29 protein-coding genes are annotated in these 25,789 nt (G+C 60.6%); 5 read left to right on the top strand and 24 right to left on the bottom strand.

From position 1 onward, the window contains the following. Positions 1 to 153: 153 nt before the first annotated feature. On the bottom strand, positions 154 to 966 hold the full coding sequence (locus tag GWL_RS05375) for a helix-turn-helix transcriptional regulator (RefSeq protein WP_034350538.1): 813 nt from the start codon (positions 964 to 966) through the stop codon (positions 154 to 156). Between the two features lie 170 nt (positions 967 to 1,136). Here GWL_RS05375 and GWL_RS05370 point away from each other — a divergent pair, with 170 nt between their 5' ends. After that, positions 1,137 to 2,027: a DMT family transporter gene (locus tag GWL_RS05370; protein WP_008327514.1), complete on the top strand. Its 891-nt coding sequence runs from the start codon at positions 1,137 to 1,139 to the stop codon at positions 2,025 to 2,027. A gap of 24 nt (positions 2,028 to 2,051) precedes the next feature. Here the strand turns inward: GWL_RS05370 and GWL_RS05365 are convergent, their stop codons facing one another. From GWL_RS05365 to GWL_RS05340, 11 genes are all read right to left on the bottom strand, one after another. Beyond that, positions 2,052 to 2,969 (bottom strand): SMP-30/gluconolactonase/LRE family protein, encoded by a 918-nt coding sequence (locus GWL_RS05365; protein WP_008327513.1) that lies wholly within the window; start codon positions 2,967 to 2,969, stop codon positions 2,052 to 2,054. 123 nt (positions 2,970 to 3,092) lie between these two features. Then, the gene (locus GWL_RS22920; protein WP_081486033.1) at positions 3,093 to 3,374 is read right to left on the bottom strand and encodes a YrhB domain-containing protein; all 282 of its coding nucleotides are present in this window, start codon (positions 3,372 to 3,374) and stop codon (positions 3,093 to 3,095) included. After that, positions 3,364 to 3,561 (bottom strand): hemagglutinin repeat-containing protein, encoded by a 198-nt coding sequence (locus GWL_RS05360; protein ID WP_008327511.1) that lies wholly within the window; start codon positions 3,559 to 3,561, stop codon positions 3,364 to 3,366. The genes GWL_RS22920 and GWL_RS05360 overlap by 11 nt, the downstream gene beginning before the upstream one ends. Before the next feature lie 381 nt (positions 3,562 to 3,942). Then, entirely contained in the window at positions 3,943 to 4,206 is a 264-nt protein-coding gene (locus tag GWL_RS22915) for a hypothetical protein (protein ID WP_081486032.1), read from the bottom strand. Further along, positions 4,203 to 4,448, bottom strand: a complete 246-nt coding sequence (locus GWL_RS23295) for a DUF4258 domain-containing protein (RefSeq protein WP_157174198.1) — start codon at positions 4,446 to 4,448, stop codon at positions 4,203 to 4,205. Before GWL_RS23295 ends, GWL_RS22915 begins: the two co-directional genes overlap by 4 nt. A gap of 45 nt (positions 4,449 to 4,493) precedes the next feature. Then, complete coding sequence (locus tag GWL_RS05355) at positions 4,494 to 4,742, bottom strand: MafI family immunity protein (protein ID WP_034350132.1); 249 nt, start codon at positions 4,740 to 4,742, stop codon at positions 4,494 to 4,496. Positions 4,743 to 4,846: 104 nt separating this feature from the next. Next, complete coding sequence (locus tag GWL_RS22910) at positions 4,847 to 5,248, bottom strand: hypothetical protein (RefSeq protein WP_081486031.1); 402 nt, start codon at positions 5,246 to 5,248, stop codon at positions 4,847 to 4,849. Between the two features lie 33 nt (positions 5,249 to 5,281). After that, a complete protein-coding gene (locus tag GWL_RS24010; RefSeq protein ID WP_008327509.1) occupies positions 5,282 to 6,739 on the bottom strand; it encodes a hemagglutinin repeat-containing protein in 1,458 nt (485 codons plus the stop codon). Further along, positions 6,699 to 7,997 carry a hemagglutinin repeat-containing protein gene (locus GWL_RS24005; RefSeq protein WP_008327507.1) on the bottom strand — a complete coding sequence of 433 codons (1,299 nt, stop codon included), beginning with the start codon at positions 7,995 to 7,997 and terminating at the stop codon, positions 6,699 to 6,701. Before GWL_RS24005 ends, GWL_RS24010 begins: the two co-directional genes overlap by 41 nt. A 228-nt stretch (positions 7,998 to 8,225) precedes the next feature. Further along, entirely contained in the window at positions 8,226 to 8,546 is a 321-nt protein-coding gene (locus GWL_RS05345; RefSeq protein WP_192811556.1) for a hypothetical protein, read from the bottom strand. A 41-nt stretch (positions 8,547 to 8,587) separates the two neighbouring features. After that, entirely contained in the window at positions 8,588 to 9,532 is a 945-nt protein-coding gene (locus tag GWL_RS05340) for a hemagglutinin repeat-containing protein (RefSeq protein WP_237713522.1), read from the bottom strand. Here GWL_RS05340 and GWL_RS05335 point away from each other — a divergent pair. Further along, entirely contained in the window at positions 9,488 to 10,900 is a 1,413-nt protein-coding gene (locus GWL_RS05335; protein WP_008327505.1) for a ShlB/FhaC/HecB family hemolysin secretion/activation protein, read from the top strand. The genes GWL_RS05340 and GWL_RS05335 overlap by 45 nt on opposite strands. A gap of 44 nt (positions 10,901 to 10,944) precedes the next feature. Here GWL_RS05335 and alkB read toward each other — a convergent pair whose 3' ends face one another. From alkB to GWL_RS05315, 4 genes are all read right to left on the bottom strand, one after another. Further along, entirely contained in the window at positions 10,945 to 11,598 is a 654-nt protein-coding gene (gene alkB / locus GWL_RS05330; protein ID WP_008327504.1) for a DNA oxidative demethylase AlkB, read from the bottom strand. Beyond that, positions 11,595 to 12,506 carry an alpha/beta hydrolase gene (locus tag GWL_RS05325; protein WP_008327503.1) on the bottom strand — a complete coding sequence of 304 codons (912 nt, stop codon included), beginning with the start codon at positions 12,504 to 12,506 and terminating at the stop codon, positions 11,595 to 11,597. Before GWL_RS05325 ends, alkB begins: the two co-directional genes overlap by 4 nt. Before the next feature lie 53 nt (positions 12,507 to 12,559). Further along, a complete protein-coding gene (gene ada, locus GWL_RS05320) occupies positions 12,560 to 13,672 on the bottom strand; it encodes a bifunctional DNA-binding transcriptional regulator/O6-methylguanine-DNA methyltransferase Ada (protein WP_008327501.1) in 1,113 nt (370 codons plus the stop codon). Positions 13,673 to 13,831: 159 nt separating this feature from the next. Beyond that, a complete protein-coding gene (locus GWL_RS05315; protein WP_008327495.1) occupies positions 13,832 to 14,350 on the bottom strand; it encodes an Lrp/AsnC family transcriptional regulator in 519 nt (172 codons plus the stop codon). 147 nt (positions 14,351 to 14,497) lie between these two features. Here GWL_RS05315 and hppD point away from each other — a divergent pair, with 147 nt between their 5' ends. Together hppD and GWL_RS05305 are read left to right on the top strand one after the other, a co-directional pair. Beyond that, entirely contained in the window at positions 14,498 to 15,622 is a 1,125-nt protein-coding gene (gene hppD, locus GWL_RS05310) for a 4-hydroxyphenylpyruvate dioxygenase (RefSeq protein ID WP_008327494.1), read from the top strand. A 181-nt stretch (positions 15,623 to 15,803) separates the two neighbouring features. Further along, the gene (locus GWL_RS05305; protein WP_008327493.1) at positions 15,804 to 16,157 is read left to right on the top strand and encodes a FlxA-like family protein; all 354 of its coding nucleotides are present in this window, start codon (positions 15,804 to 15,806) and stop codon (positions 16,155 to 16,157) included. Positions 16,158 to 16,190: 33 nt separating this feature from the next. Here GWL_RS05305 and GWL_RS05300 read toward each other — a convergent pair whose 3' ends face one another. The 7 genes from GWL_RS05300 to GWL_RS05270 all read right to left on the bottom strand — a co-directional run bounded on the left by GWL_RS05300 (position 16,191) and on the right by GWL_RS05270 (position 23,600). Continuing rightward, positions 16,191 to 17,561: an MFS transporter gene (locus tag GWL_RS05300; RefSeq protein ID WP_008327492.1), complete on the bottom strand. Its 1,371-nt coding sequence runs from the start codon at positions 17,559 to 17,561 to the stop codon at positions 16,191 to 16,193. A gap of 44 nt (positions 17,562 to 17,605) precedes the next feature. Continuing rightward, positions 17,606 to 18,445 carry an ABC transporter substrate-binding protein gene (locus tag GWL_RS05295; RefSeq protein WP_008327491.1) on the bottom strand — a complete coding sequence of 280 codons (840 nt, stop codon included), beginning with the start codon at positions 18,443 to 18,445 and terminating at the stop codon, positions 17,606 to 17,608. A gap of 252 nt (positions 18,446 to 18,697) precedes the next feature. Beyond that, positions 18,698 to 19,402, bottom strand: a complete 705-nt coding sequence (locus GWL_RS05290; RefSeq protein ID WP_034350128.1) for an ABC transporter ATP-binding protein — start codon at positions 19,400 to 19,402, stop codon at positions 18,698 to 18,700. Continuing rightward, positions 19,402 to 20,178, bottom strand: a complete 777-nt coding sequence (gene livG / locus GWL_RS05285) for a high-affinity branched-chain amino acid ABC transporter ATP-binding protein LivG (protein ID WP_008327488.1) — start codon at positions 20,176 to 20,178, stop codon at positions 19,402 to 19,404. Before livG ends, GWL_RS05290 begins: the two co-directional genes overlap by 1 nt. Beyond that, positions 20,175 to 21,401, bottom strand: a complete 1,227-nt coding sequence (locus GWL_RS05280; RefSeq protein ID WP_008327477.1) for a high-affinity branched-chain amino acid ABC transporter permease LivM — start codon at positions 21,399 to 21,401, stop codon at positions 20,175 to 20,177. The genes livG and GWL_RS05280 overlap by 4 nt, the downstream gene beginning before the upstream one ends. Positions 21,402 to 21,444: 43 nt before the next feature. Then, positions 21,445 to 22,371 (bottom strand): high-affinity branched-chain amino acid ABC transporter permease LivH, encoded by a 927-nt coding sequence (livH, locus tag GWL_RS05275; RefSeq protein ID WP_034350126.1) that lies wholly within the window; start codon positions 22,369 to 22,371, stop codon positions 21,445 to 21,447. Positions 22,372 to 22,469: 98 nt separating this feature from the next. Further along, positions 22,470 to 23,600 (bottom strand): branched-chain amino acid ABC transporter substrate-binding protein, encoded by a 1,131-nt coding sequence (locus GWL_RS05270; RefSeq protein ID WP_008327475.1) that lies wholly within the window; start codon positions 23,598 to 23,600, stop codon positions 22,470 to 22,472. 412 nt (positions 23,601 to 24,012) lie between these two features. Between GWL_RS05270 and GWL_RS05265 the strand changes: the two genes are divergently transcribed. Beyond that, positions 24,013 to 24,825, top strand: coding sequence for a phosphodiester glycosidase family protein (locus GWL_RS05265; RefSeq protein WP_050978069.1), 813 nt, complete (start codon positions 24,013 to 24,015; stop codon positions 24,823 to 24,825). 549 nt (positions 24,826 to 25,374) lie between these two features. Here the strand turns inward: GWL_RS05265 and GWL_RS05260 are convergent. Continuing rightward, on the bottom strand, positions 25,375 to 25,662 hold the full coding sequence (locus GWL_RS05260) for a hypothetical protein (protein WP_008327473.1): 288 nt from the start codon (positions 25,660 to 25,662) through the stop codon (positions 25,375 to 25,377). Positions 25,663 to 25,789 lie beyond the last annotated feature (127 nt).

Here is a 25,789-nt window from a genome sequence, read left to right as displayed (position 1 = left end):
ATCCTCCCGAGTAAGGCGAACTATCGTTGTTGTTTGATCCGCAGCCCCTGCGCGGATGCCATCGTCACACCGGTGGTCCGGCAGGTTGTACGATGTCGGTCTAATTTACACCAGAGTGAGCCAGAATATGAAGGAATTTACCTAACAAGCGGCTTACGGGCTGCCACCATGCGCCGCCAGGGCCGCCACGTGGGCGGAGGGGACCTGCCCCGTCATGCGCCTGAACATGGTCGAAAAGGTCGCCGGCTGTTCATAGCCCAGGTCATAGGCAATGGCCGTCACCGAATGCCCCAGCGCCAGCCGCGAGATCGCGTTGACGATGCAGGCGCGCAGCCGCCATTGCTGGAAGCCCATGCCGGTCTGCGCCAGGAATTTGCGGGTGAAGCTGCGCTCGCTCATGTGCAGTTGCGCCGCCCACTCGGCCGGACGCGAGCGAATCGACGGCGCCCGCATGAAATCCCGGCACAGCGCCCCCAACTTCTCCTCCTGCGGCAGCGGCACGTGCATTGGAATCTCGCGGGCCCGGCCGATCTCCTTGAGCAGCAGGTGCATCAGGGTTTCTTCGCGGCTATGGGGTGCGTAGTGCGGATCGATGCGGGTGGCTTCGATCAGCAGCTCGCGCAGCAGCGGGTGCACTTCCAGCACCTGGCAGGTCTGCGCGGCGCGGGGCGCATGTTCGGGCTCGACAAAGGCGCTGCAGGTAGTCACCGGCAAGAGCATGCGGCTCTGGTGCTCGCGCCCGGAAGGAATCCACACCGCGTGCTGCGGCGGCACCACCCAGGCACCATCCTGCGTCACCACCTGCATCAATCCACCCAGTCCGAACAGCAACTGTGCCCGGCGATGGCTGTGCCAGGCCTGCAGCGAACCGCGCGCATAATCGGCCCCGGCCGCCACCACGGGGCGCGCGATACGATCCACGCGGTCGATGGGCAGCGGGGAACGGGAGGGAGAAGGCTTGCGCATGGTCTGGTCTCGCTTGGCGTACATTCGAAGATGAGCGCCCGATCATTGAAACACCGCCATCACGAAGCTCCCCTCGCAGTTTGGCGGAAATTCAAACATTCTTGACCCAAGTACGAAAGTCAGTCAACCCGACCTACCCTACTGTACGGTTTTCATTCAACGATTTCGCCATGCCTGCTCCGCTCCTCTCCGGCATCCTGGTCGCGCTGATCTGGGGTGTGCAGCCCGTGATCTCGCGCTATGGTTTCCAGCAAGGGCTCACGCCCCTGGATGCGACCTTGATGCGCTTTCTCACCAGCGGCCTGCTGATCCTGCCCTTCGCATGGCGGCGCGGGCTCTGGCATGCCTGCGGTGTTGGCTGGGGACGCGGGCTGGTGTTGTTCCTGCTGTCAGGTCCCTTGTTCAGCCTGGTGCTGGTGGCGGGCGTGAACTACGCACCGGCTTCGCACGGCGCGCTGATCCATCCGGCCTTGACACCCTTGTTCGGCATGGCGATCAGCCGCTTCGCTCTGGGGCAGCGCGAACGCATCTCTCTGTGGGGTGTGGCGCTGCTGCTGGCGGGGCTGGTACTGGTGGCGCTCAATGGCATCCTCGCCAGCGGCGCACTGGTTCCGGATGGCGCGTGGCGGGGCGATCTGCTGTTCGTGCTCTCGGCGCTGATGTGGTCGAGTTACCTGATGCTCAATCGCGCCTGGAAGATTGCGCCGCTGGATGCGGTGGCGCTCACGCAAGTGCTGTCACTGCTCTGCGTGCTGCTGGCGCTGCCGTGGCTGGGCACGCAGACCTTCAGCAAGCCGACGTCGGCACTGCTGCTGCAGAGCGCTTATCACGGCGTGTTGGTGAGCATCGTCAGTGTCGCCCTGTTCAACTGGGTGGTAGCGCGCCTGGGCGTGAAGGCGCTGATGTTGAATGCGCTCTCGCCCCTGTTTGGCGTACTGGCCTCGGCGTGGATCCTGGGCGAGACGCTGTCGGTGTCGATGATGACCGGTGCCGTGGCCATCGTCGCCGGACTGGGCGTGACCATGAAAAAGACGCGCCCGGTGCGCACACCGGGCCAGTGATGCAGACGGCGCGGCTGCGGCCGCTCAGGGCCGCACGGCCCCGTTGACCGCCAGGTACACCGCGTAGAGCGACGTGGTGGCGGTGATGAAGAGGCGATTGCCGCGCGCTCCGCCGAAGACCACATTGGACACCACTTCCGGAATCAGGATCTTGCCCAGCAAGGTGCCATCCGGCGCATAGCAATGCACGCCATCGCCGGCCGAGGTCCAGATGTTACCCTGCGCATCCAGCCGGAAACCGTCGGCCAGGCCCGGATCGATGGTGGCAAACACCTCCCCGCCCTTGAGCGTGGTGCCATCGACCACATCGAACACACGGATGTGATGTGGCCCGCCCGCACGGTGAGTCAGACCGGTGTCGGCGATGTAGAGCCGGCTTTCATCGGTGGAGAAGGCCAGGCCATTGGGACGCTCCAGGTCGCCGGAAACCAGACTGATCTCGCCGCTCGATCCATCGATGCGATAGACGTTGCAGGCGCCGATCTCGCTCTGGGCCTGGTAGCCTTCGTAATCGCTGTTTATGCCGTAGTCCGGATCGGTGAACCAGATCGAACCATCGGACTTGACCACCACGTCATTGGGCGAGTTGAGGCGCTTGCCCTGCCAGTGCGAGGCCAGCGTCGTGATGCTGCCGTCATGCTCGGTACGCACCACCGCGCGGTCGCCATGCAGGCAAGCGACGATGCGACCCTCGCGATCCAGCGTATTGCCGTTGTTGAAGTGGGAGGGCTGACGAAATACGCCCGCCCCGGCACCTTCGGACCAGCGCATCAGGCGGTTGTTGGGAATGTCGCTCCAGATCAGTTCCTGGGTAGCGGGCAACCACACCGGACCTTCGGCCCAACGGCAACCCCGGTAGAGGCAATCGACCTGAGCGGTGTCGATGACCATGCGGCGAAAGCGTGCGTCGAGATGCTGGAAGGGAGTTTCGGGCAGGGGCATGTGTTCTCCTATTGATGTTGGTAGCACTTTAGCGGCGTTGGGCCGCGGGCTTTTCCAATTCTTGGCGGTCCGAAAAATCTGGGGCAGGTCACAGCTCACGTCAAGGTCAACGGTTCATAAGGGTTACGCAAAGGGGCGTTCACTTCTTAAAAGCGGCATTCCCGGCCGACGGGATCCAACATAATCCCCCCTCCGACTTACAAATATTGGCCAGTTACCTACAAGTGAATCTCCAAAATTTCCTGTCACCATATACTTCGTAGACTGGTATGGAAAATACCAACCATCATCTTCTTCTCGAACAAGAGATTCAAATATTGCATATGGGACCCCGCCAGGTTCTTGGGAAAGACGCTCAAGATGATCAAGCGCCATTTTTTTAGCCATTGCAAAATCAATATTCATGGATATCCACACCCCAGGACGAGGACGACCGGTTACTATGCTGTTCGTCCGAGTTCTGCGCAGCGATGAGATTGATATCGTTGTCCGCCCTCAATGCCAGATCGCCCTTGGCGTTGATGTCGCTGCCCGCAATGGTGATGTTGCTGTTGGTGCCATATTTCCGACCCGTCCTCTTCGTCAGGGCCAATTAGAACCCATTTCATAAATAGGCGTGAGATGCGTTCTGTCCAGAAAGGGCGCTGGCAAGGCGCGCGACGCGTCGTGTGGCGGTGCCACACGCAAGGAGCGCAACGCGGCCAGCGCCCTTTCTGGACAGAACCCGGAGGGAGCGGCCCGTTTGGGCGAATTGCTGCGTTACGAATTTGGGTCAAGACGCCCAGTCTTGACCCAAATTCGCGCCTTGCACTTCATCCCAAACGGGACTCGCTCGCACTCACGCCTATTTATGAAATGGGTTCTAGTATTGATGCCCAAAAACCAAAATTTCTTTCATCTTCCGGCCAGTAATTTCGTAAATGGATATCTGACGAAAAAAATTCTTTTAGTTTAGCTTTCATATCAATCCATGCTAATCCATTGGAAGATTTACGAGCATTTTAGCAATCGCCATCGTATGACTTTCATTAACCTCTAATCCCATTCGTTCTATAACTATCCAGCAAAGATACTCATATATTTTTTCGACCGATTGAAACTCCCTCAGTAAACGACAAAGACCTAATACGTAACCATCGTATTCACTTTCTGCTTCGGGAATGTTTTGTATGCCAATAGGATCCCATTCCTTCAATAAAACTCTCTTGACTTCAATAGCAAATGTGTCTGTTTTCATTGCTTCCCAGGAATCACCGTTACGACACGGCCATTCGTTGAATTAACAATTATGCGAAGATTGCTCGTCATATCAAAATAGCCCGTAGTTCCTGGGCCAGTTGGAAAAACGGTTCCATTCTCAATGGCACTTTTCACTGCAGACGGAATGACTCCTCTGCCTTGCATTTGATCCAGTGCATGACCTGAATAAATGATGCCATCAACAACCATCTGAGCATTTGTACCAGGAGCGACATTCATAGGGCTTCCGCTACGCCCGACTGATGCACTAACCTCCTCGACTCTTTACGAAAAATCAAAATACTTAAAAGGTGGCATCAAAATATTAAAGTTCATCGCAATTAATATCGACTTTAAAAAACTTAGATCATCTTGACTAAGGGGAACATCATACTCAATCAAATGATCACAAAGTATCTCGATTGCAAGAGCTTCCTCATTATGATCCAGGTAATTCAACGCACCTTCTAGAAGCTCATCTTCCAGCTTTCCTGAGATACGACACGCAAAATCCTTGATTTTTTCTGAAAACATATTTTTCCTATTTAATAAGCTTTAAAGATGGTGGAACTGGATTAGAGTCAGGGAAAGCTGTTACTACTTTCCCTGTCGTCGGCTCACAGGTGATTTTTTCTTGCTTACGGCGCTACCAATTCCCCAGAGTCATTTACCCATATAACGCCTGGCATTTCATAAAAATAAATAGTCAAATTAGGATCGTCCTCATTTTTTGCATCTTTCGGCCACCGTTCACGAAAGTAATTAACTATTTCGCCTGCAGGCGCGTTCCACTGAGCATCAATGTCATAAATGGTAAAACGTGGATTAGGATTAGTAGACGAAACATAGCAATCTGCACCGGGAGCAATAAACTTAATTCTTCCGTTTTTTAGCATGTACTCAAGAAGAAAGAAAAATATTTCCTTTTGTTCGGCAAATGCGATTTCTGGATTCCATCCACTTATCGCACCAAACAAACTGGAAATCCACATCCCAAAAGAACTGTTAATAATTTCATCTAAATGTGCGATCTTCTTCATGGATTCGAATCTCTTAAAAATTTGATTTCAGGATTAGTTGCCTGCGGCAAGTCCAGTCGAATTCTTTGCAATAAAATCTGCCAGCTCTGGATTATTGACGTTAGGAAGTATCTCAATGGATGCAGTCCCGTCTGTCCGTACCGCAAAGGGCGGGTTCTGAATCTGGTTGTCAGTTAGCGGCAAGGTTGCAGAACCGTTCTTCAAAGGAAGGCCGTTAACGTAGATCTCTTGGGTGTCCGCTGGAACCAGGACATTTCCATTTTCATCAACCACGCCGGATCTTTGCAGCATCGCCAATATGTCTTGCTCGCTGTAGTTCAGACCTTTCTCTTTGGCCAGGGCGGCCAGCCTCTTCGCATTGTTTCGATCAACTTGGTGTAACTGCCTGTTGTTCAGGTCAACGTTATAAGCGCTCGCAGCACCTGCACCACCTCCAACCGCAGCACCCATTCCAGCCGCCGCAGCAAGTGACACGACACTCTGTACTTCCGTCGGAAGGCCTAACTTTTTGATCTGCTCAGCAACATCCGGCATCAACGCTGAACGGGCCGCTGCACCCAAGGCTCCTGAGACACCACCGGCCAGTAATCCAATGGCAGCATGAGCACTGGCACGATAGGCCCCACCTTCTTTCCACTGATCGGCATCAGCATTCAACTGATCGGCCTGCGTCTGATCTCCGTTCTGCGCAGCTGTGCTGGCTGCTTGCCTCAACTCCTTCTCTTTCGCATCCGCATAGCTACCCACCATCTTGGCCGCCTGCTGCCCAAACGCCTGCGTAATCTTCGCCTGCGCCTCCACATCCTCACGCAGCTGATTACCATCCCAGTTCTTCGCCAGGCTATTGCTGCTGTCCTTGCCAGTGCGTACCGACGTATCCAACGAGGCCACCGCCTGATCCGGACTCTGACCTGTCTTCGCCTGCTGCGCCTGTGCGTCCGTAATCGTCACGGCACTACCAGAAACACCACTACGCGTCACGCTCGTCTCGCTACCCGAGGCATTTCCGATGCCGATGCCGCCACCGGGCTTTCCGCCCGACGTGCCCGCACTCACGCTCTGACTCTGCGCCGAGTATTGACTACGATTCTGGAGATCACTGCTGGTCAGCGTTCCTGTGGTCAGGTTGTTCTTGCCCTGTTCCAACGCCTGATCCGTACTGGCAATCTGTGCAGCCTTCAGGTCTGTGTTGCCCTTGACGTTGATCTGGAATCCACCATTGCCTGCCGTGATCCCGGTCTGTTGACCCACGCTCGCGTAATCCGCATCCACACGACTACGGCTCGCGCTGACACTGGCGCCCGATCCATAACCGATGGTCGCACTGCCACCGATACTCTGATCCCGGCTCTTGAAGCTGCTCGTATCCTGCACGCTGGCAATGTTCAGATCACGCCCCACATTGGCCACGACCTTCTCACCCGAGACAGTTGCACCAACCAGATTCGTATCACGTCCCGAATCGATATTGACCTGCCCACCCGCACGCACCTGCGTTCATCACGTTGGACACATCCTTGCCATCGCTATTGCCGCGACTACCCGCAGCATTGGCCGTAAAGCCCAACTTGCTCTGGCTACCAATCTGCGCAGTGATGCCCACACCCCAGGACGAGGACGACCGGTTACTATGCTGTTCGTCCGAGTTCTGCGCAGCGATGAGATTGATATCGTTGTCCGCCCTCAATGCCAGATCGCCCTTGGCGTTGATGTCGCTGCCCGCAACGGTGATGTTGCTGTTGGTGCCATCGCCTGTAGCACGGATGCTCATGTTGCCACCCGAAGCAAGGGCAGAACCCCGCTGCGTCACCGTATTCTGTTCCGTGCGGTTGCTGTTCTGGCTGCTGCCAATCGTAGCGCTGATGCCGATGTTGGCTGAACCCTCGGTAGCGCCCTTCTGCATCTCTCCCACGGCGCTGTAGGCCGACATGCCTGCTGTCGCCGCAGCCAATGCCTTTACGCGACCATCCTTGGTCTTGCTCGCCGCTTCCGCCATCTGGCCTACCGTCTGGATAGCCGAAATCACCGGGCTGGTCACCGCCACCGTCAGGCCACTTTGCTTATACTTGTCTTCCGTGGTGCTCTTGCTGGCTTGCTCTGCCGCACGGATCTCGACCGACTTGGCCGCGATATCCACATCCCCCTTCGGCGCCAGCACATCGCTGCCGACTTGCGCATAGCGATTGCCCGCCACAACGCTGACGTTCCCATCCGTGCTACCCACGGTAGACGCAGAAGCCGTCTGGTCTTGTGTCTTTCCGTCATGGCTTTGCTCTCGGGTGCCTATGGTCACGCCGAAGCCTGATCCCATCACGCCGCTGGTTCTCTCCTGACGGAAATTGCTTTGCGTATTGTTATCAACGGCAGCCACGATGTTGATGTCGTTGCCTGCGGCAAGGCCAGTGCCTTCGGTGGAAACAACATTGCTACCTTTGACGTTGATGTCATTGCCCGCCCGCACCGCCACCGTATTGCCCGAGAAGGTTGTCCCCTGATTGATGGCCTGGCTGCTGCTGTCATCCGTGGTAACCGTGCGCGAGGCCAGCATGCCGCCGCTGTCGCTCTTCTTGTGCTGGTCTCGCGCGCTGGCCGTGCTCACATCGGTGCCGATGTTGATGTTGTTGGCCGCCGTGGCGGACAACGAGCCTTCGGCGTTGACGTAGGCTGCCTGAGCGTTGATATCGCGGCCTGCCGTGACGCTGATCTCCTTGCCTTGTACCGTGCTGCCGATGGCGTTGTCACGATTCACTTCGGCGCGGTTGTTGTTGTCCCAGGTGATTTTTTCTTGCGACGTTTCGTGAACGGTGGACAGGTTTACGTCACGCTGTGCAACCAGCGTGGCGTTGTCCGCAGAAGTGCTGCTGGCCTTGAGGTTAGAGAAATAATTTCTGAAAACAATAGCAATTAGCGATTTTTAGCTTTCGTTTTCAAATAATTCCAATTATTTGAAAATGGATTGAAAAGCCCGCCAAGGTTCCTACCGTGGATCCTTCTCCGGCAACCAACCCTGTTCAATACGGTTAATCAGCAATGTATCGTTCCACGTCCCTCTAATGGGCAGTCTCCTTTGCTCCTCTGTAATCGCACCTACCATCCACTCTTTCTCACCATCCCAAAACCACCAAGTTTCAACCTTCCCAGTTGATGGATCCACCACACCTGCCCTGAATAATGGAGTCTTGCGAGCATGCTCGGGAAGTTCGCAATGGGCAATCTTTTTAACAATTCCCTGCTTGTGAACCTCTGAAAGGGGGAAAAATATCCAGAAATTGGTTTCTATCGAAATAATCTCGTTCAAGTTCAAAGGCGTCTCAGAATAGGTACCAGGTAACACCCGAATCAAAGCACCTCTAGGGCGAATACCCCCACCGAACCTGAACTGCTCTGGTTGCTGCTGTGCTGTTCGGAGGTGTTCTGTGCTGCTAGCAAGCGCACTTCATTGGCGGCCTTCAGCGTGGCATTCACGCCGGCCTTGATATCGCTGCCCTGGATGACGATGTTGCTGTCCGCGCCGCCACCTTGGGAGCTGATGTTGACACTGCCGCCAGCGGTGACCGTTGATCCGCGTACCGTATTGCTGGTCTGCTCAGAGCGGCTTTCGCTACTGCTGCTACCGACGCTCAGGGCGAGATTGATACCACCCGCCTTCTCGGCATCCGTAGCATCCCGTGAAGGTGTCTTGCCAGTGGTCGGGTCGGTTGGTCCGGTGGCAATCTGGTTGGCCTTACCGTCAATCGTGCTGCCTTGACCGGCCTTGATGGCATCACCTGCGTTCTTGGCCGCAAATCCCATGTTGGCCACCGCCAGCGCCTGCATGCGACCATCCTTGGTCTTGCTCGCCGCTTCCGCCATCTGGCCTACCGTCTGGATAGCCGAAATCACCGGGCTGGTCACCGCCACCGTCAGGCCACTTTGCTTATACTTGTCTTCCGTGGTGCTCTTGCTGGCTTGCTCTGCCGCACGGATCTCGACCGACTTGGCCGCGATATCCACATCCCCCTTCGGCGCCAGCACATCGCTGCCGACTTGCGCATAGCGATTGCCCGCCACAACGCTGACGTTCCCATCCGTGCTACCCACGGTAGACGCAGAAGCCGTCTGGTCTTGTGTCTTTCCGTCATGGCTTTGCTCTCGGGTGCCTATGGTCACGCCGAAGCCTGATCCCATCACGCCGCTGGTTCTCTCCTGACGGAAATTGCTCTTGAGGAGGCCGACCGCTTCCGCTTTGCGCTCGACAGCGTGACCGGGCCGCAGGGTGCGACTGGCCGCTGCCTCGGTTCGCAAGGGGTCAACCTGGTGCTGGCTCGCGTGGAGAGCGCCATCGTCGCGCGCGGCTACACCACCACCCGCGTGCTGGCGCGTCCGCAGGACTTGTCCACGGGGCGGCTGGTGTTGAGCGTGGTGCCGGGCCGTGTGCGCCACATCCGCTTTGCGGCCGATGCCGACGCGCGCGGGACCGCCTTCAATGCCCTGCCGGTCAGTCCTGGCGATATCCTCAATCTGCGCGATATCGAACAGGGACTGGAAAACTTCAAGCGTCTGCCGACCGTCCAGGCCGATATCAAGATCACGCCCTCCGAGGATGAGGGCGCCCAGGCAGGTGACAGTGACCTGGTGATCCATTACCGGCAGTCCTTCCCCTTCCGTCTCACGGCATCGTTCGATGATGGCGGCAGCAAGGCCACCGGCAAATACCTGGCCGGGATTACTTTGTCCTATGACAATTGGTGGACCATCAATGACCTCTTCTACGCGAGCGTGAGCCGCAGCCTGCATCACGATGGCGATCACGGCAGCCAGGCCTACACGCTGCATTACTCCCTGCCCTGGGGCAACTGGATGGCCGCCCTCACCATGTCGGGCAACCGCTATCACCAGACGGTCGCCGGTGCCTTCGAGAATTTCGTCTACAGCGGGCGCGCCGAAACCACCGAGTTCAAGCTGTCACGCCTGCTCTCCCGCGATGCCGGCAGCAAGAGCGTGATCTTTGGCAAAGCCTTGCTGCGCAAGGCCTACAACGCCGTCGATGACCTCGAGATAGGCGCCCAGCAACGCCGCACCACGGCCTGGGAGGCGGGCCTGAATCACCGGCAGTTCCTGGGCGATGTGATTGCCGACGCCACTCTGGCCTATCGCCGTTCGCTCGATACGCAAGGGGCCGAACCGGCCTCCTCCTTCGACCTGCCGCAGATCGGTACCCGCTATGGTCTGTGGCTGCTGGATGCCTCGCTCAATGCGCCGTTCCGGCTGGGCGGTGCAAGGCTGCGCTACGACGGGACGCTGCGCGCGCAGTGGAACCGTGGCCGATTGCCGCCGCAGGATCAGTTCTCCATCGGCGGACGTTACACGGTCCGTGGTTTCGACGGCGAGCTGACCCTGCAGGCCGAACGCGGCTGGTTCCTGCGCGACGAGCTGGCGCTGGAAATGGGAGAGAGCGGGCAGGAAGTGTTTGCCGCCGTCGATACCGGCGCGGTAGCAGGCCCGACGACACAGTTCCTCACCGGCCAGCGCTTGACGGGCGCTGCACTGGGCTTGCGCGGCAGCGTAACCAGGCTGAGCTATGAGATGTTCGTGGGCACGCCGTTATCCAAGCCGCAAGGTTTCCAGACCGCCGCCGTGACGGGAGGCGTCAACCTGCAATGGACATTCTGAGGCGAGTTCTCTGCCGGCAAGACATGCTGCACGATGGGGAGCGCTCAACGGGCGCGGCGGAAAGTAAGGTTGTAGCGGCAGCGTCCGGTGAGCGCATGCTCGCCCTCGCGCAACGGATCGATGCCGTGGAAGGCCAGGCGCGCCGGGCCGCCCCACACCACCACATCGCCACTTTCCAGGCGCATGCGCTGCGGCTTGTCGGTGCGTGCCATGCCCCCGAAGAGGAAAGTCGCAGGCAAGCCCAGCGAGACCGAGACAATCGGTTGGGTCATGTCCAGTTCATTCTTGTCCTGGTGCAGCGACATGCGGGCAGCAGGTTCATAGCGATTGATGAGACAGGCGTCAGGATCGAATCCGGCGAAACCCGCCGCCGCCGCCGCCCGCCCGGCCAATGCCGCGAAGAGGGCGGGCATGGCCGGCCAGTCGCGCTCGACCAGCGGATCGCGTGACTGATAGCGATAGCCGCGACGATCCGTCACCCAGCCATACCGACCGCAATTGCTCATCGCTACCGACATGCGAAAGCCTCCCGGTGTCTGCATGTGGCGCAGGGGCGAAGCTTCCAGCACGGTGTCGATGGCGGCCATCAGCCGGATCGCTTCGTCCTCATCGACAAAGGCGCGCAGCAGCAGCGCGCCCTCGGTGAGGGTCTCCATCGAAGGATCACGCGCCAGGCCGGCGAAGAGATCGCCGCTCACCGCGCGGGCTCCGGACGTGGTGGGGGATTGTCGATGAAGTGGCTCACTTCATCCAATGTCGGCGCGATGAAGCGCAGCGGCCTGGCCAGACTGCCGACCAGCGAGGCATGCGAGGTGTTGTCGAAGTAGCGCTCCACCACCGGCACCTGCCGGGCGCGCAGCAGCCTGGCCAGGCCAGCGGTGTTGCGTTCGGCCGAGACCAGCCGATCCTTGTGCGAGGCGATCAGCAGCGCAGGGGGCGCACCCGCCTGCACGTGGCGCACCGGTTGCGAATCCGGCGGGGAATCGGGGGCGAAGAAAACCGGTTTCACGTCCGCGTTTTCGATGGGCAGGAAATCATACGGTCCGGCCAGTCCGATCCAGCCGCGCAGAGCATCCGGCGAGGCGCCCGCTGCGTGCAGCCAGCGTGGGTCCAGCGCCACCATGGCGGCGTTGTAGGCACCGGCACTATGTCCCATGACAAAGACGCGCTGGGGATCGCCACCCAGCTCGCGCACCGAACGCAGGGTCCAGGCCACGGCCTGGGCACTGTCCTTGACGAAATCCGGATAGCGGACTTCGGGATAGACGCGGTAGTCCGGCAGCACCGCGATGTAGCCACGCGAACTCAAGGCCTCGCCGACGAAGGCGTAGTCCTTGCGGCTGCCCTCGTTCCAGCTGCCGCCATAGAAGAAGACCACCACCGGCAAGCCAGGACCGGAACCGGCTTGCGGGGCGCCGACCGGGCGATAGATGTCGAGCTTTTGACGCGGGTTATCGGTGTTGGCATACGCCACGCCTTCGGTCTTGACGTAGGAGGAAGTGGGCGTGAGGGCATTGATGGCCGTCAGCGGTGAACAGGCGACGACGCCACCCAGGATCAGTACCGCGCCAGCGAACGCGAGACCGGCCTTGCCAAGTACGTGCATGCGCAACTCCAGCCATGAAGAAAAACCTATTGTAGCCGCGCACGACAAAGCCTTCAGGAGGGGGCGTCGTCCCGGCTCCCTGCTTCATGCGCGAGCAAGGCGGCCTTGCGCGCGATACCCCAGCGATAGCCCGAGGGCGTGCCATCCAGGCGCACGATGCGATGGCAGGGAATCAGCAAGGCGATCTCGTTGCGGGCACAGGCATTGGCCACGGCGCGCACGGCATTGGGCTGGCCGATGCGCGCGGCCAGTTCGGCGTAGGTCAGCGTGATGCCTGGCGGCACCGCACGCAGGGCTTGCCAGACGCGCTGCTGGAAGGCCGTGCCACGGATGTCCAGCGGCAAGGCAGTGCCCTGGCGAGGGTCGTCCAGCGCTGCCAGTACCTGCGCCAGAGTCTGCTCGAAGGCGGCATCACCGGGGGCGAGATCGGCGTGGGGAAAGCGGTCCTGCAGTTGCTGCAACAGAGGCTCGGGCTCGCTGCCCAGGGCGACAGCGCAGATGCCCTGTTCGGTCGCTGCCACCAGCAAGGCCCCCAGCCAGCATTGCGCCACCGCGAAGCGGATTTTCTCGCCCTGGCCGCCGCGCCGGTAGACGTCAGGCTGCATGCCCAACTGCGCGGTACTGCGGGCATAGAAGCCTCCGCTGGAAGCAAAGCCGACTTCGTAGAGCGTCTCGGTCACGCTGGCACTGCCGCCCAGTTGCGCGCGCAGGCGTGCGGCGCGGTAGGCCTCGGCATAGCCCTTGGGGGTGAGCCCCGTCTGTTGCTTGAACAGACGATGGAAGTGATAGCGACTCAGACCCGCGGCCTGGGCCAGGGTGGCGGTGTCAGGCGGTTCACCGGCCTGCTCGATCAGGCGGCAGGCCTGCGCGATGGCGCGGGCCTGGCGTTCGTGCAGGGGGGGCTGGTCCGGCTTGCAGCGCTGGCAGGGACGAAAACCAGCCGCTTCAGCCGCCGCACAGCTGGCATGGAAGTCCACATTCCTGCGCAAGGGCGTCCGTGCGCCACAGGAGGGCCGGCAATAGACACCGGTGCTGCGCACCGAATACCAGAACCGACCATCGAAGCCGGCATCGCGCTGCTGCACGGCTTGCCAGCAGGTTTGCGGGTCGAGGAGTGCAGCATCGGTGGCCGGGCCCGGCATGGGGGTAGAAGTCATGGTCAGCATGGAGTGCTCCCGGAATCAGATGGCACTGATTCTAGGCGCGTGCTACCGACGATGCACTCCGATCATTGCTTTTGAATTTCTGCGTGGATGAAACGCATCATCGGACAATTCAATGATGGCAGCCGTCCATCATTGAATTTTCACATCATGTGGTTCAGCTCATTGCGAGAAACGGATGCGCTGGCGCGACTTCACCGGCTGCATCACGTGTTCCAGCGGCAGCTCGTGCGATTGCTTGACCTTCTTCAAGGTGATGTTGGACTTGACGTTGGTCACGCCCGGCAGGCGCAGCAGCCGGGTCATCATGAATTCGGAAAACGCCGCCAGGTCGGGGGCGACGATGCGCAGGATGTAGTCGCCCTCGCCGGTGACGGAAAAGCACTCGGTCACTTCCGGCATGGATTCCACGGCTTTCTCGAAGAGTTCGCCACGGGTTTCGCCCTGGCGGTCCAGGGTCACGGTGGTGAAGGCGGTCACGCCCAGGCCGACCACGGCCGGGTCCAGCACGGCAGTATAGCGCTCGATGACGTGGGCTTCTTCCAGCCGTTGTACGCGACGGCTGATCTGCGAAGTGGACAGATGCACTTTCAGACCCAGCGCGCTATTGGTAATATGGCCGTCTCGCTGCAATTCGGTCAGCAAGGCCAGGTCGTAGCGATCCACGTTGATGATGCTCATTTGTCTCTCCAAAGTTCATATTTAAGAATTATTTGTGCATATTATCTAATATATCGCGCAAAAAACAATCACAAATTGCAGTCTTGACGCAATAAACTCCTCGCATGGGCCGCGCTTGTCGGCCCTCCCTATTCGAGGAGACACCAGATGGGCCACGCAGACACCCAGTTCGCCGCCGCAGCCGTCAATACCGCCAATACCGCCACCACCGTCAGTGGCGACCTGTTCGACAACCCCATGGGCACCGACGGCTTCGAGTTCGTCGAGTACACTGCCGCCGATCCGGCCGGCATTGCCGCCGTGCTGGAGCTGATGGGCTTCACGGCGGTGGCGCGCCACCGCTCCAAGAATGTCACCCTGTATCGCCAGGGCCAGATCAACTTCATCCTCAACGGCGAACCCCACAGCAATGCCGCCGCCTTTGCCCAGGTGCACGGCGCCTCGGTCAACGCCATGGCCTTCCGGGTGCGGGATGCAGCCCATGTGTACAAACGTGCACTGGAACTGGGCGCTGAAGGCGTGGAAGCCAAGCTCGGTCCGATGGAACTGAACATTCCTGCCATTCGTGGCATCGGCGGTTCGCTGCTGTATCTGGTGGATCGCTATGGCGACAACGGCTCCATCTATGACGTCGATTTTCAGTTCTTCCCCGACGTGGAGCGCAACCCCAAGGGCGTCGGCCTGACCTACATCGACCACCTGACCCACAACGTCATGCGCGGCGCGATGGATACCTGGTCTTCGTTCTACACGCGCCTGTTCAACTTCCGCGAGATCAAGTATTTCGACATCGAGGGCAAGGTCACGGGCCTGCGTTCGCGCGCCATGACCAGCCCCTGCGGCAAGATCCGCATTCCCATCAACGAGAGCGCCGACGACAAGTCGCAGATCGAGGAATTCATCAAGCAGTACAACGGCGAAGGCATCCAGCACATTGCCCTGGGCACCGACGACATCTACCAGACCGTGCGCGCCCTGTATGCACGGGGGGTGCCGCTGCAGGACACCATCGCCACCTACTATGACCTGGTGGAGCGGCGCATCCCCGGTCATGGCGAAGACCTCGATGCCCTGCGCGAGCTGAAGATCCTCATCGACGGCGCCCCCACGGCGGGCCAGGGTCTGCTGCTGCAGATCTTCACCCAGAACCTGATCGGCCCGGTGTTCTATGAAATCATCCAGCGCAAGGGCAATGACGGTTTTGGCGAGGGCAATTTCAAGGCCCTGTTCGAATCCATCGAGCTGGACCAGATGCGCCGTGGCGTGATCTGACCGCCGGGCGAACGCGCTCCTGCAGCCGCCATGCAAAAGACGCAGCGCCCTGGCCGGGCCTGCGTCTTTTCGTTTTTTTACTTTCCGAGACTCAAGATCGCGCCGGGAGCGCCGTAAATCCATGCAAAGGCAACACCGCTGTCCCCTTGCAATCCCTTGCGCCCAACGGGCCGGAGTCCGCATGAACGTCGCGTATGAACAAGAAAAACCTGCCCACGCCCCAGCTGAACCGGCCATGGCAGACACGCTGGACCATGACCCCGCCGAACTGGTGGCGCAATTGAGTCATCGTATCCTGCTGCTGCAACAGCAGACCCAATCCCTGGCCCGCTTCCCGGCCAACCGCGACGGCAAGCAGCAGCGTCAGTTGCTGCAGCAGCAGATCCGCACGCTCTACCAGCAGTTGTTCGTGCTGGAACAGCAGCAGGCGCGACAGCGCAGGCGCGGCGAAAACTATCTCAGCATGGCCCTGTCGGTGGCCGCCCATGCCGCACACCAGCATGCCCGTGGCGAGCTGGCGGCAGCGGTGCTTTGAGGACGGTTTTGCTTCCTTGAAGATTCTGCCGGCTCAATAACGCAGCCGCGACAGGCTCACCAGACAAGCCGCACCCGCCAGGGCGGCGGCAAAGCACAGTACCGGTGCATAGGGCGTGGCCGATATGCCCATGAGCATGGCCACCACCGAGGCACCCACAGTCTGCCCGGTCAGGCGTGCCGTTCCCAACATGCCGCTGGCACCGCCCGTACGCTCACGTGGCGCGGCGCTGATCATGGTGCGATTGTTGGGCGACTGGAACAGCCCGAAGCCAACCCCGCATACCGCAAACATGGCCAGCATCACGCCATCGGGCGTGCTGCGGTCCACCGTCAGCAGGGCCAGCAAGCCCAGGCACATCACCGCCAGCCCCACCCCGCCCAGCAAGCCTGCCGAGATGCGATCCGAGAGCTTGCCCGCCACCACACCGGTGAGCGCTACCGCAATCGGCCAGGCCGTCAGCAACAGACCGGCGCGCGCTGCGCTCATGCCGAGTTGATTCTGCAGCAGGAAGGGCAGCATCACGAAGACCGACATCTGCGCCGCGAAGGAGCAGAACGAAGTACCGATGGAGAGTGCAAACAGGGGAATGCGCAACAGGTCCAGCGGCAACATGGGCGCACTGGGCGATTGCAGCTTCAACAGCAGCACCAGGCTGACGGCAGTCAGCAGCGCGCACAGTGCCACCACCCAGCCGCCTTGCAGATGACCGACGGCATCGATGGTATAGAGCAGCAAGCCGATGAAGCCCATGCAAAGCAAGGCGCTCTGGCGATCAAAACGGCGTTCCGAGAGCGGATTGGCCGGCAAGGCGCGGCTGCCCACGGCCAGCGCTACCAGGCCGAGCGGGATGTTGATGAGGAACAGCCAGTGCCACGAGGCCAGATGCAGGATCAGGCCGGCCACGGTCGGCCCCAGGGCATTGCCGGTACCGGCTACCAGGGCGTTGTAGCCGATGGCACGACCCAGCAGGCGGGCTGGATAGATGAAGCGGATCAGTGCGGTATTGACCGAGAGGATCCCGGCTGCGCCCAGCCCCTGCAGTACCCGCGCCAGGCTCAGTTGCAGCATGTCGCTGCTGGCCGCGCAGGCCAGCGAGGCCAGCGTGAAGAGAAACAGCCCGCCCAGGTAGACGCGCCGGTAGCCGATCACTTCTCCCAGCGACGCCAGCGGCAGCAGGCACACCGCCATGGCGATCTGATAGCTGTTGATGACCCAGATCGCATCGGCGTTGCTGGCCTTGAGATCGGCCGCCATGGCCGGCAAGGCCAGGTTGGCGATGGAGCCGTCGAGCACGGCGATGGTCAGGCCCAACACCACCGTGGCGATGGCCAGCAGGCGCTGGCGCGGCGGCAGGCCGTCATGATCGGGAGAAACGCAAGGAAGAACGGGAGTAACAGACATGACTCTGCGCGGGGGCGCCGGGAAGACAGGGAAGAAAAGGGCGTTTAGCGGAACGCCGAAATGGGCGTCAACTTCTTGTCGCGGGGAATATTGAACTTGGTCTTGGGACCATACCACTTGGTCCACAGGGCATCTATCTCGCCCTCCTTTTCCAGTGCGGCCAGGGCCTGGTTGACGGCATCGAGCAGCCGGTGCTCTCCCTTCTTGACGCCCAGTGCAGTGGGCTCCCAGGCCAGTGCGCCTTCTACGAAGCGGAACCGTCCGCCCGACTCATTGACGAAACGAATGCCCGAGGGCATCGAAATGGCCAGCGCATCGACCTGACCCTGCGCCAGCGCCAGGAAGGATTGCGGTGTGTCGGTGAAGGTCAGCAAGCTGGCCTTGCGCAGCACGCGCCGCACCGCCTGCTCCGGAGTGGAATCGCGATTGGCGCTGATACGCTTGCCGTCCAGGTCGGAGACCAGGTTCAGGCCGGAATCACTCTGTACGATCAGCTTGATCGGGTTCTGGTAATGCGAGGCCGTGAAATCGATCAGGCGCGCGCGTTCGCGGGTATAGCCCAAGGCCGCCGAGACCAGGTCCACCTCCCCCTTCATGAGCGCCGGTAGACGCCCCTCCACCGTCACACTGCGGTGCTGCATCTGTACGCCCAGCTTGCGAGCGACCGCGCTGCACATGTCGACATCAAACCCGACGATCTGGCCGGTCAGCGGATCGGAAAATCCCAGCGGCTCATTCTTGGACAGCGTGGCGCAGATCAGCACGCCACGCGCCTCTATCTGCCCCAGGCGGTCTGCGTGCGCCGCAGCGGGAACCAGCCAGGCCCCGGCCAACAGCAGGCTGCCCATGCCCAGTTGCTTGAGTTGCTGCGAAATCTTTTTCATGCTTTTCCTCATCGAGCGTCGAGGATAGCCCGAAACAATCCCGGATGTCACTCGCAGCAGACACTCCCATACACTTTACAAACAAATCTCTCTACGCACCAATACAGTACCCTGACAGTTTTCGGCACACATCACCTGACATGACCTGTTCACCCTGCCCTGCCGCTTCATCTGGCCGGTCCACAAGACAACGGCCCGGTCGGGTGAGGACCGGGCCGTCATCGGACAGCGATCAGACAGTCAACGGACAGTTCAGCCGTGGCCCAGATAAGCCTTGCGCACGTCGCTGTTGGCCAGCAGGTTGGCACCGGTATCGGACATGACCACATGGCCGTTTTCCAGCACATAGCCACGGTCGGCCACGCCCAGGGCCTTGTTGGCGTTCTGCTCGACCAGGAACACCGTCACGCCGCTGTCGCGGATGGTGCGGATGATCTCGAAGATCTGCGCAATCACCAGCGGGGCCAGGCCCAGCGTGGGTTCGTCCAGCAACAGCAGGCGCGGCTTGCTCATGAGGGCGCGGCCAATGGCCAGCATCTGCTGCTCGCCGCCGGACATGGTCCCGGCCCGCTGGGCCGCTCGCTCCTTGAGGCGCGGGAAAAGGCCGAAAACGTACGCGATGCCCTGCTCGATCTCGTCATTGCTGGCGAAGAAGGCGCCCATCTGGAGGTTCTCCAGCACGGTCAGACTGGGGAAGACGCGTCGGCCTTCCGGCGAGATGGCAAGTCCCCGGCGCATGATCTCGTGGGTCGGCAGCTGGGTGATGTCCTGGCCCTCGAAGATCACACGACCGCCGGAGGCACGCGGACGTCCGCACAGCGTCATCAAGAGGGTGGTCTTGCCGGCACCGTTGGCACCGATGAGGGTGACGATCTCACCCTTTTCCACCTTCAGCGATACGCCGTGCAGGGCCTCGATGGCGCCATAGTGGGTATGCACCTTGTCAAACTGCAGCATCATTCTTCTCCCAGATAAGCCTTGATCACGCGCTCGTCGCTGCGCACCTGTTCGGGGGTGCCGGTGACGATGGGCTTGCCGTGCTCCATGACCAGGATGCGGTCGGAGATGCCCATGATGAGGCTCATGTCGTGTTCGATCAGCAGCACGGCCACACCGTGCTCGCGGCGCAGGCGGTCGATCAGTTGCGACAGCTCCTGCTTCTCCTGCGGGTTCAGGCCGGCAGCCGGTTCATCCAGCAGCAGCAGGCGCGGCCTGGTGATCATGCAGCGGGCAATCTCGACGCGGCGTTGCAGGCCATACGAGAGCGTGCCCGCCTCACGATTGGCCAGCGCCGTCAGACCCAGCTGGTCCAGCCAGTAGGCCGCACGCTGCAATGCTTCCTGCTCGGACTTGCGATAGGACGGGGTCTTCAGCAGCCCCGACAGCAGGTTGGTATTGACCTGCTGGTGTTGCGCCACCAGCAGGTTTTCCACCACGGTCATGGATTTGAAGAGGCGGATGTTCTGGAAGGTGCGCACCAGGCCCTGCTGCGCCACCTGGTGGCTGGGCTGGCGGGCAATGGAGACGCCATCAAGCGAAATCTCGCCCGAGGTCGGCTGGTAGAAGCCGCTGATGCAGTTGAAGACGGTCGTCTTGCCGGCGCCGTTGGGACCGATGATGGCGAAGACTTCGCGCTCCTGCACGGCCAGCGAGACGCCATCCACGGCCAGGAGGCCGCCGAAGCGCATCGACAGGTTGGACACTTCCAGCATGGTTTTCATGGACGAATTCATTGCGGCAACTCCACGTGCGGACGGGTTGCAGGGAGCAATCCTTGCGGACGCCACATCATCATCAGCACCATCACCAGGCCGAAGATCAGCATGCGGTATTCGGCAAAGCTGCGCGCCAGTTCCGGCAATACGGTCAGCAGGATGGCGGCCAGAATCACGCCCAGCTGCGAGCCCATACCACCCAGCACGACGATGGCCAGGATCAGGGCGGACTCGATGAAGGTAAAGGATTCCGGCGTCACCAGACCCTGGCGGGCGGCGAAGAAGGAACCGGCCAGGCCGGCGAAGGCGGCACCGAGCGTGAAGGCGGAAAGCTTCACGCGGGTTGGATTGATGCCCAGCGAGCGGCAGGCGATCTCGTCTTCACGCAGCGCTTCCCAGGCGCGGCCCATGGGCATGCGCAGCAGGCGGCTGGTGACGAACCAGGTAAAGAACACCATCAGCAAGGCCAGGAAGTAGAGGAAGATCACCATATGCGCGCCCTGATAGCTCAGGCCGAACATCTGGTGGAAGGTGGTGCCGCCTTCGGTCAGCGGATTGCGCGCCATCACCACGCCGAACACGGTCGGCTTGGGGATGCCGGAGATGCCATCCGGTCCGCCGGTCAGGCTGGTCATGTTGTTGAGCAAGAGACGGATGATTTCGCCGAAGCCCAGCGTGACGATGGCCAGGTAGTCACCGCGCAAGCGCAGCACCGGGAAGCCCAGCAGGAAGCCGAACAGTGCGGCGGCTGCCGCCGACAGCGGCACGCATTCCCAGAACGAGAGGCCGAAGTACTGGTTGCACAGCGCATAGGTGTAGGCACCCACGGCATAGAAGCCGACGTAACCCAGGTCGAGCAGGCCGGCGAAACCGACCACGATGTTCAGGCCCAGGCCCAGCACCACGTAGATCAGCGCCAGAGTCATCACGTCCACATAGCCGCGCGAACCGAAGAAGGGCCACACCAGCGCGGCCATCAGCAGGATCATCATGGCCGCGCGCTGCTGGCCCGGCTGCATGCGCGGCAGCGTCGGCAGCTTGATGCCGGCCGTGGTGCGCGAGAGCGCAGGCCGCGCCAGCTGGAACAGGAACACGGCCAGCACCGCGATGAGCACCGGGGTCCAGTGGGTATTGAGGACCACGCGGTAGCCCTCCAGCTGCAGCTGCATGCCCAGCAGCGGGATGGTCAATACGGCGGTCACCAGCGCCGCCGCCACGGCATTCTTGAAAGTCTCAGGCATCACGCCTCCTTGAATTTGTCGTTGTCCGTCGAGCGCAGCAGGCTCAGACCTTTTCGATGTCGGGCTTGCCCAACAGGCCCGTGGGACGGAACAGCAGGATCAGCACCAGCAGGCCGAAGGACACCACGTCCTTGTATTCGGAAGGCAGGTAGCCGGCCGCAAAGGTCTCGGCCAGCCCCAGCAGCACGCCGCCCAGCATGGCGCCGGGAATGCTGCCGATGCCGCCCAGCACCGCCGCCGTGAAGGCCTTGATGCCGGCGATGAAGCCGATGTAGGGATTGAGCTTGCCGATGGTCAGGGCGATGAGCACCCCACCCACCGCCGCCAGCATCGCGCCCAGGACGAAGGTGAAGGAAATCACCTTGTTGGTATCGATGCCGAGCAAGTTGGCCATGCCCATGTCTTCAGCGCAGGCGCGGCAGGCACGGCCCATGCGCGAGCGTGCGATGAACAGCGTCAGGGCCACCATCAGCACCAGCGTCACGCCCACGATGACCATGCGCGAATACGGCACGGTGACGGTGAAGTCGCTGCCCATCTGGAACTCCAGCGCGCCCGAGATCAGCACCGGCACCGACATGTCGCGTGCGCCCTGGCCGATCTGCACATAGTTCTGCAGGAAGATGGACATGCCGATGGCCGAGATCAGCGGCACCAGGCGCGGCCCGCCGCGCAGCGGACGATAGGCCACGCGTTCGACGGTCCAGCCATAGAGGCCCGTCACCAGGACCGAGACGATGAGCGCACCGCCCAAGAGCAGCGGCAAGGGATAACCGGACTGCACGCCGATGGCTGTGAGCGTCACCAGGCCGACGTAGGAAGCGATCATGTAGATTTCGCCGTGGGCGAAGTTGATCATGCCGATGATGCCGTAGACCATGGTGTAGCCGATGGCGATCAGGGCGTAGATCGCACCCAGCGAGAGCCCGTTGACGAGCTGCTGGGTCAGTTGAGGGAGCAATTCATTCATGAGGGAACCCGGAAAGTGGAAATGCCCCATTCCGAAGCAATGGGGCATTTCGCGGTTTGACGTCAGGTCAGACAGTCAGGCCAGCGATTCGAAGAGAATCACTTGGCTTCGGTCTTGGTGGCATCCTTGTGCCAGGTGAAGACCACGAACTTGAAGGCCTTCAGGTCACCCTTCTTGTCGTATTCGACGTTGCCGATGGGGGTCTTGAAGCTGTTGGCATGGATGTAGGCCGCGACCTTTTCGGGATCGGTGGACTTGCTGCCGGTGATGGCGTCGGCGATGATCTTCACGGCCGAGTAGGCCGGCATCTGGAACGGACCGTTGGCGTCACGCTTGGCGGCAGCGAAGGCCTTGACCAGGGCGGCATTGGCCGGGTCGGCGGCGAAGTCGGCCGGCAAGGTCACCAGCATGCCTTCGGAGGCCGGGCCGGCGATGGCGGTGATGTCCTTGTTGCCCACGCCTTCGGGGCCCATGAAGACGGCCTTGACGCCCTGCTCACGCGCCTGGCGCATGATCAGGCCCATCTCCGGGTGGTAGCCGCCGAAATAGACGAAGTCCACCCCCTGCGACTTCAACTTGGTGACGATGGCCGAGTAATCGCTGTCACCGGCGTTGATGCCTTCGAACACCACCACCGGCACCTTGGCCGCATCCAGCGCCGCCTTCACCGACGAGGCCACGCCCTGGCCGTAGGACTGCTTGTCGTGCAGCACGGCGACCTTCTTGGGCTTGAGCTTCTCGATCACGTAGCGGGCGGCGGCAGGACCTTGCTGGTCGTCGCGGCCGATGGTGCGGAAGATGAACTTGTGCGGCTTGGCTTCGGTCAGCTGCGGTGCAGTGGCCGAGGGGGTGATCATGACCACGCCTTCGTTCTCGTAGATATCGGAAGCCGGAATGGTGGAGCCGGAGCAGACGTGACCGATCACGTACTTGATATTCTGGCTGACGATCTTGTTGGCCACGGCCACGGCCTGCTTGGGTTCGCAGGCGTCATCCATCATGACGGCTTCGAACTTGTTGCCGTTGGCGCCGCCGGCGGCGTTGATCTGTTCGATGGCGGTGAGGGCACCGGCCTTGACCATGTCGCCGTACTGGGCCACGGCACCGGTCAGGGGACCGGCGATGGCGATCTTGACGGTTTCGGCGTGGGCCAGGCCGGCCGAGGCGGCACAGCCGGCGAAGGTGGCGGCGGCCAGGGCGATCTTGGTCAGACGGCTTGCAAACTTCATTGTCGTTTCCTCCGGGATGGAATGGATTCAAGAGGCGCCGTTACCTGGCCAGCAGGCCGGCGCGCGTAGGGTTGTGGATACCTGACCCCGTTTTACGGGAGGCTGGCCGCAACATGGGGGCAGAGTGTAACACTGCCGTCATTTGGGGCAAATTTTTTTTGAAATTTCGTCAAACCCCATCATTTATGCGCTGCCGCCTTCGATTTTTCGCACATTTCATGCTGTTTTTCTTCATTTTCCCACATTCGGTGCAGAACCGCACTGCAACAAGATCCAATTCGGTGCATTGTCCTGAAAGGCTTGATGGGACTGGCTTTTCGGCCTGATCCGGATTTCCCGTGGCAAGCCCGGCTTGCGCCATTTACAATACCGCCTCGCCCTCCGCATTCCCGCAGAACAAGACCTGGTTTCGATGCTTCGCTTCCCTCTTTTCCCCTCCCGCCACCTGCACCCTGCCCTCCTGCGACTGCTGGCCACAGCAAGCCTGGTACCGGGACTGCTCCTGGGAGGCAACAGCCCGCGGGCGCAGGCGGCAGAGGTGCGCCAGTACCAGTATCACCGGGTCTTCATCAGCACCTGCCGCGCCGATCCGCGCAGCGACAGCATCCGCATGTACTGGAAGGATGCCAACGGCACGCCGCTGGGCAATTTCAGCCGGCTCGACGCGCATTTACGCGATCAGGGTCAGCAGATGGTGTGTGCCACCAATGCCGGCATCTATGACAAGCAGTTGCAGCCGCTGGGCTTGTATGTGGAAGGCGGCAACCAGCTGCGCCGCCTCAATACGCGCAAGAACGCGTATGGCAATTTCTATCTGCAACCCAATGGGGTGTTCGTGTTGAGCGAGCGTCAGGCTTACATCGTCGAGACCTCCGACTATCAAGCCGAGCTGGGCCTGTGGAATGCCGTGACGCGCTATGCCACGCAATCAGGGCCCTTGATGATCGTGGACGGCCAGATCAATCCGCGCTTCGATCCCGATTCGGCCAACAAGGTGGTGCGCAATGCGGTCTGCCTGGACGCGGGCGGCATGGTCACGCTGGCCATAGCGCGCAATCCGATCAGCTTTTACGATTTCGCCAGTTTCCTTCGGGATGAACTCAAATGCAGTGACGCCTTGTACCTGGATGGCAGCATCTCGCGCATGTATCCCACGCTGGAAGCCAATATGGGTCCGGCGTTCGGGGCCATGATTGCGGTGGTGAAGGGGGATGGGGGGAAGTAGAGGCGAAAACCGCTACTTGAATGGCAGTACTGAACTTAGATCTTGACCAGCCAGCTTCTGGAAGAATTACCTTGCAGGGGTAAGCACCAGGATCTTGAGCCCAGCGAGCTATCTCGGTACTCGGCATCTTTTCAACCTACATCGAGATCTTTACGAGATCACTGACTTGCGTAGCAACATAGGTTAATTTGAGGACTTCGATGACCACGTAAGGCTCCCACAAGACAAAAAAAAGCCCGCAGCCAATACACTGCGGGCAAGTTCCCTATCAAGAGGGAGGTTGAAGGAACAGTTCAACCACCTGTACGACTACGGGCCGCAAAAAAAAGTTCGGAAAGATTTTTCGCGCACTGATACAGATCCGGCCTGCAAGCCAGGTCATCAGCAAGAAGCTTCACATTTCCCTGAAAAAGCCGCAATCCACCCTGCCCCCCCCCGCCAAACAAGAAAACGCCGCGACAGTCGCCCGTCGCGGCGTATGCAGTGCTGTTCCCACTGCGGGAGAGGGTGCGGCTGTTGCCGTTCTTGTTGGCTCTTATGATGTGGCGCTTACTTTTGCGTACCGCTGTCGCCAGTGGTGGCCGGCGGCGTGCTCGGGCTGGTGGCCGAGGAATCCGAAGGCGTGGTCGGGGTCGGAGCGGCCGGCATGGCGGTCGAGCCCGCAGCGGTACCGGAATCGGCCGGCGCCGGCGTGGTCGGGGCAGTGCTTGCCGGTGCCGGTTCCGATGCGGCCGGCGGGGCGGCAGCAGGAGCGGCCGGCGCTTCGTCGCGCTTGTTGCAACCTGCCAGAACAGCGGTGAATACGGCGGCAGCCAAGAGGGTGTGACGAATCTGCATGTGATGCCTCCTAAGGTTGTTGAAGGGATTTGCCGAAATGGCGGCCCGCCAGGCACAGAGCGCCCGCTTGCCAGAATTCGACAGCTTCTGGACCCCGATTATTCCCGCTCCGGCCCGCCCAGGCTGT

It is taken from the genome of Herbaspirillum sp. GW103, from assembly GCF_000261365.1.
GTDB lineage: Bacteria > Pseudomonadota > Gammaproteobacteria > Burkholderiales > Burkholderiaceae_D > Herbaspirillum.
Note: the sequence above shows the minus strand (reverse complement) of the source record. Positions and strands in the feature narration are given on the sequence as shown.

Excerpts from the sequence above, each read along its gene's own strand:
- GWL_RS05370 (WP_008327514.1), top strand. The coding sequence starts at position 1,137 with ATGCCTGCTCCGCTCCTCTCCGGCATCCTGGTCGCGCTGATCTGGGGT.
- GWL_RS05365 (WP_008327513.1), bottom strand. The coding sequence starts at position 2,969 with ATGCCCCTGCCCGAAACTCCCTTCCAGCATCTCGACGCACGCTTTCGC.
- GWL_RS05280 (WP_008327477.1), bottom strand. The coding sequence starts at position 21,401 with ATGCCTGAGACTTTCAAGAATGCCGTGGCGGCGGCGCTGGTGACCGCC.
- livG (WP_008327488.1), bottom strand. The coding sequence starts at position 20,178 with ATGAATTCGTCCATGAAAACCATGCTGGAAGTGTCCAACCTGTCGATG.
- hppD (WP_008327494.1), top strand. The coding sequence starts at position 14,498 with ATGGGCCACGCAGACACCCAGTTCGCCGCCGCAGCCGTCAATACCGCC.
- GWL_RS05265 (WP_050978069.1), top strand. The coding sequence starts at position 24,013 with ATGCTTCGCTTCCCTCTTTTCCCCTCCCGCCACCTGCACCCTGCCCTC.
- GWL_RS05315 (WP_008327495.1), bottom strand. The coding sequence starts at position 14,350 with ATGAGCATCATCAACGTGGATCGCTACGACCTGGCCTTGCTGACCGAA.
- ada (WP_008327501.1), bottom strand. The coding sequence starts at position 13,672 with ATGCTGACCATGACTTCTACCCCCATGCCGGGCCCGGCCACCGATGCT.
- GWL_RS05290 (WP_034350128.1), bottom strand. The coding sequence starts at position 19,402 with ATGCTGCAGTTTGACAAGGTGCATACCCACTATGGCGCCATCGAGGCC.
- livH (WP_034350126.1), bottom strand. The coding sequence starts at position 22,371 with ATGAATGAATTGCTCCCTCAACTGACCCAGCAGCTCGTCAACGGGCTC.
- GWL_RS22920 (WP_081486033.1), bottom strand. The coding sequence starts at position 3,374 with ATGAATATTGATTTTGCAATGGCTAAAAAAATGGCGCTTGATCATCTT.
- GWL_RS05355 (WP_034350132.1), bottom strand. The coding sequence starts at position 4,742 with ATGTTTTCAGAAAAAATCAAGGATTTTGCGTGTCGTATCTCAGGAAAG.
- GWL_RS05295 (WP_008327491.1), bottom strand. The coding sequence starts at position 18,445 with ATGAAAAAGATTTCGCAGCAACTCAAGCAACTGGGCATGGGCAGCCTG.
- GWL_RS05375 (WP_034350538.1), bottom strand. The coding sequence starts at position 966 with ATGCGCAAGCCTTCTCCCTCCCGTTCCCCGCTGCCCATCGACCGCGTG.
- GWL_RS22910 (WP_081486031.1), bottom strand. The coding sequence starts at position 5,248 with ATGAAGAAGATCGCACATTTAGATGAAATTATTAACAGTTCTTTTGGG.
- GWL_RS05325 (WP_008327503.1), bottom strand. The coding sequence starts at position 12,506 with ATGCACGTACTTGGCAAGGCCGGTCTCGCGTTCGCTGGCGCGGTACTG.
- GWL_RS05270 (WP_008327475.1), bottom strand. The coding sequence starts at position 23,600 with ATGAAGTTTGCAAGCCGTCTGACCAAGATCGCCCTGGCCGCCGCCACC.
- GWL_RS05305 (WP_008327493.1), top strand. The coding sequence starts at position 15,804 with ATGAACGTCGCGTATGAACAAGAAAAACCTGCCCACGCCCCAGCTGAA.
- GWL_RS05300 (WP_008327492.1), bottom strand. The coding sequence starts at position 17,561 with ATGTCTGTTACTCCCGTTCTTCCTTGCGTTTCTCCCGATCATGACGGC.
- GWL_RS22915 (WP_081486032.1), bottom strand. The coding sequence starts at position 4,206 with ATGAAAACAGACACATTTGCTATTGAAGTCAAGAGAGTTTTATTGAAG.
- GWL_RS23295 (WP_157174198.1), bottom strand. The coding sequence starts at position 4,448 with ATGAATGTCGCTCCTGGTACAAATGCTCAGATGGTTGTTGATGGCATC.
- GWL_RS05260 (WP_008327473.1), bottom strand. The coding sequence starts at position 25,662 with ATGCAGATTCGTCACACCCTCTTGGCTGCCGCCGTATTCACCGCTGTT.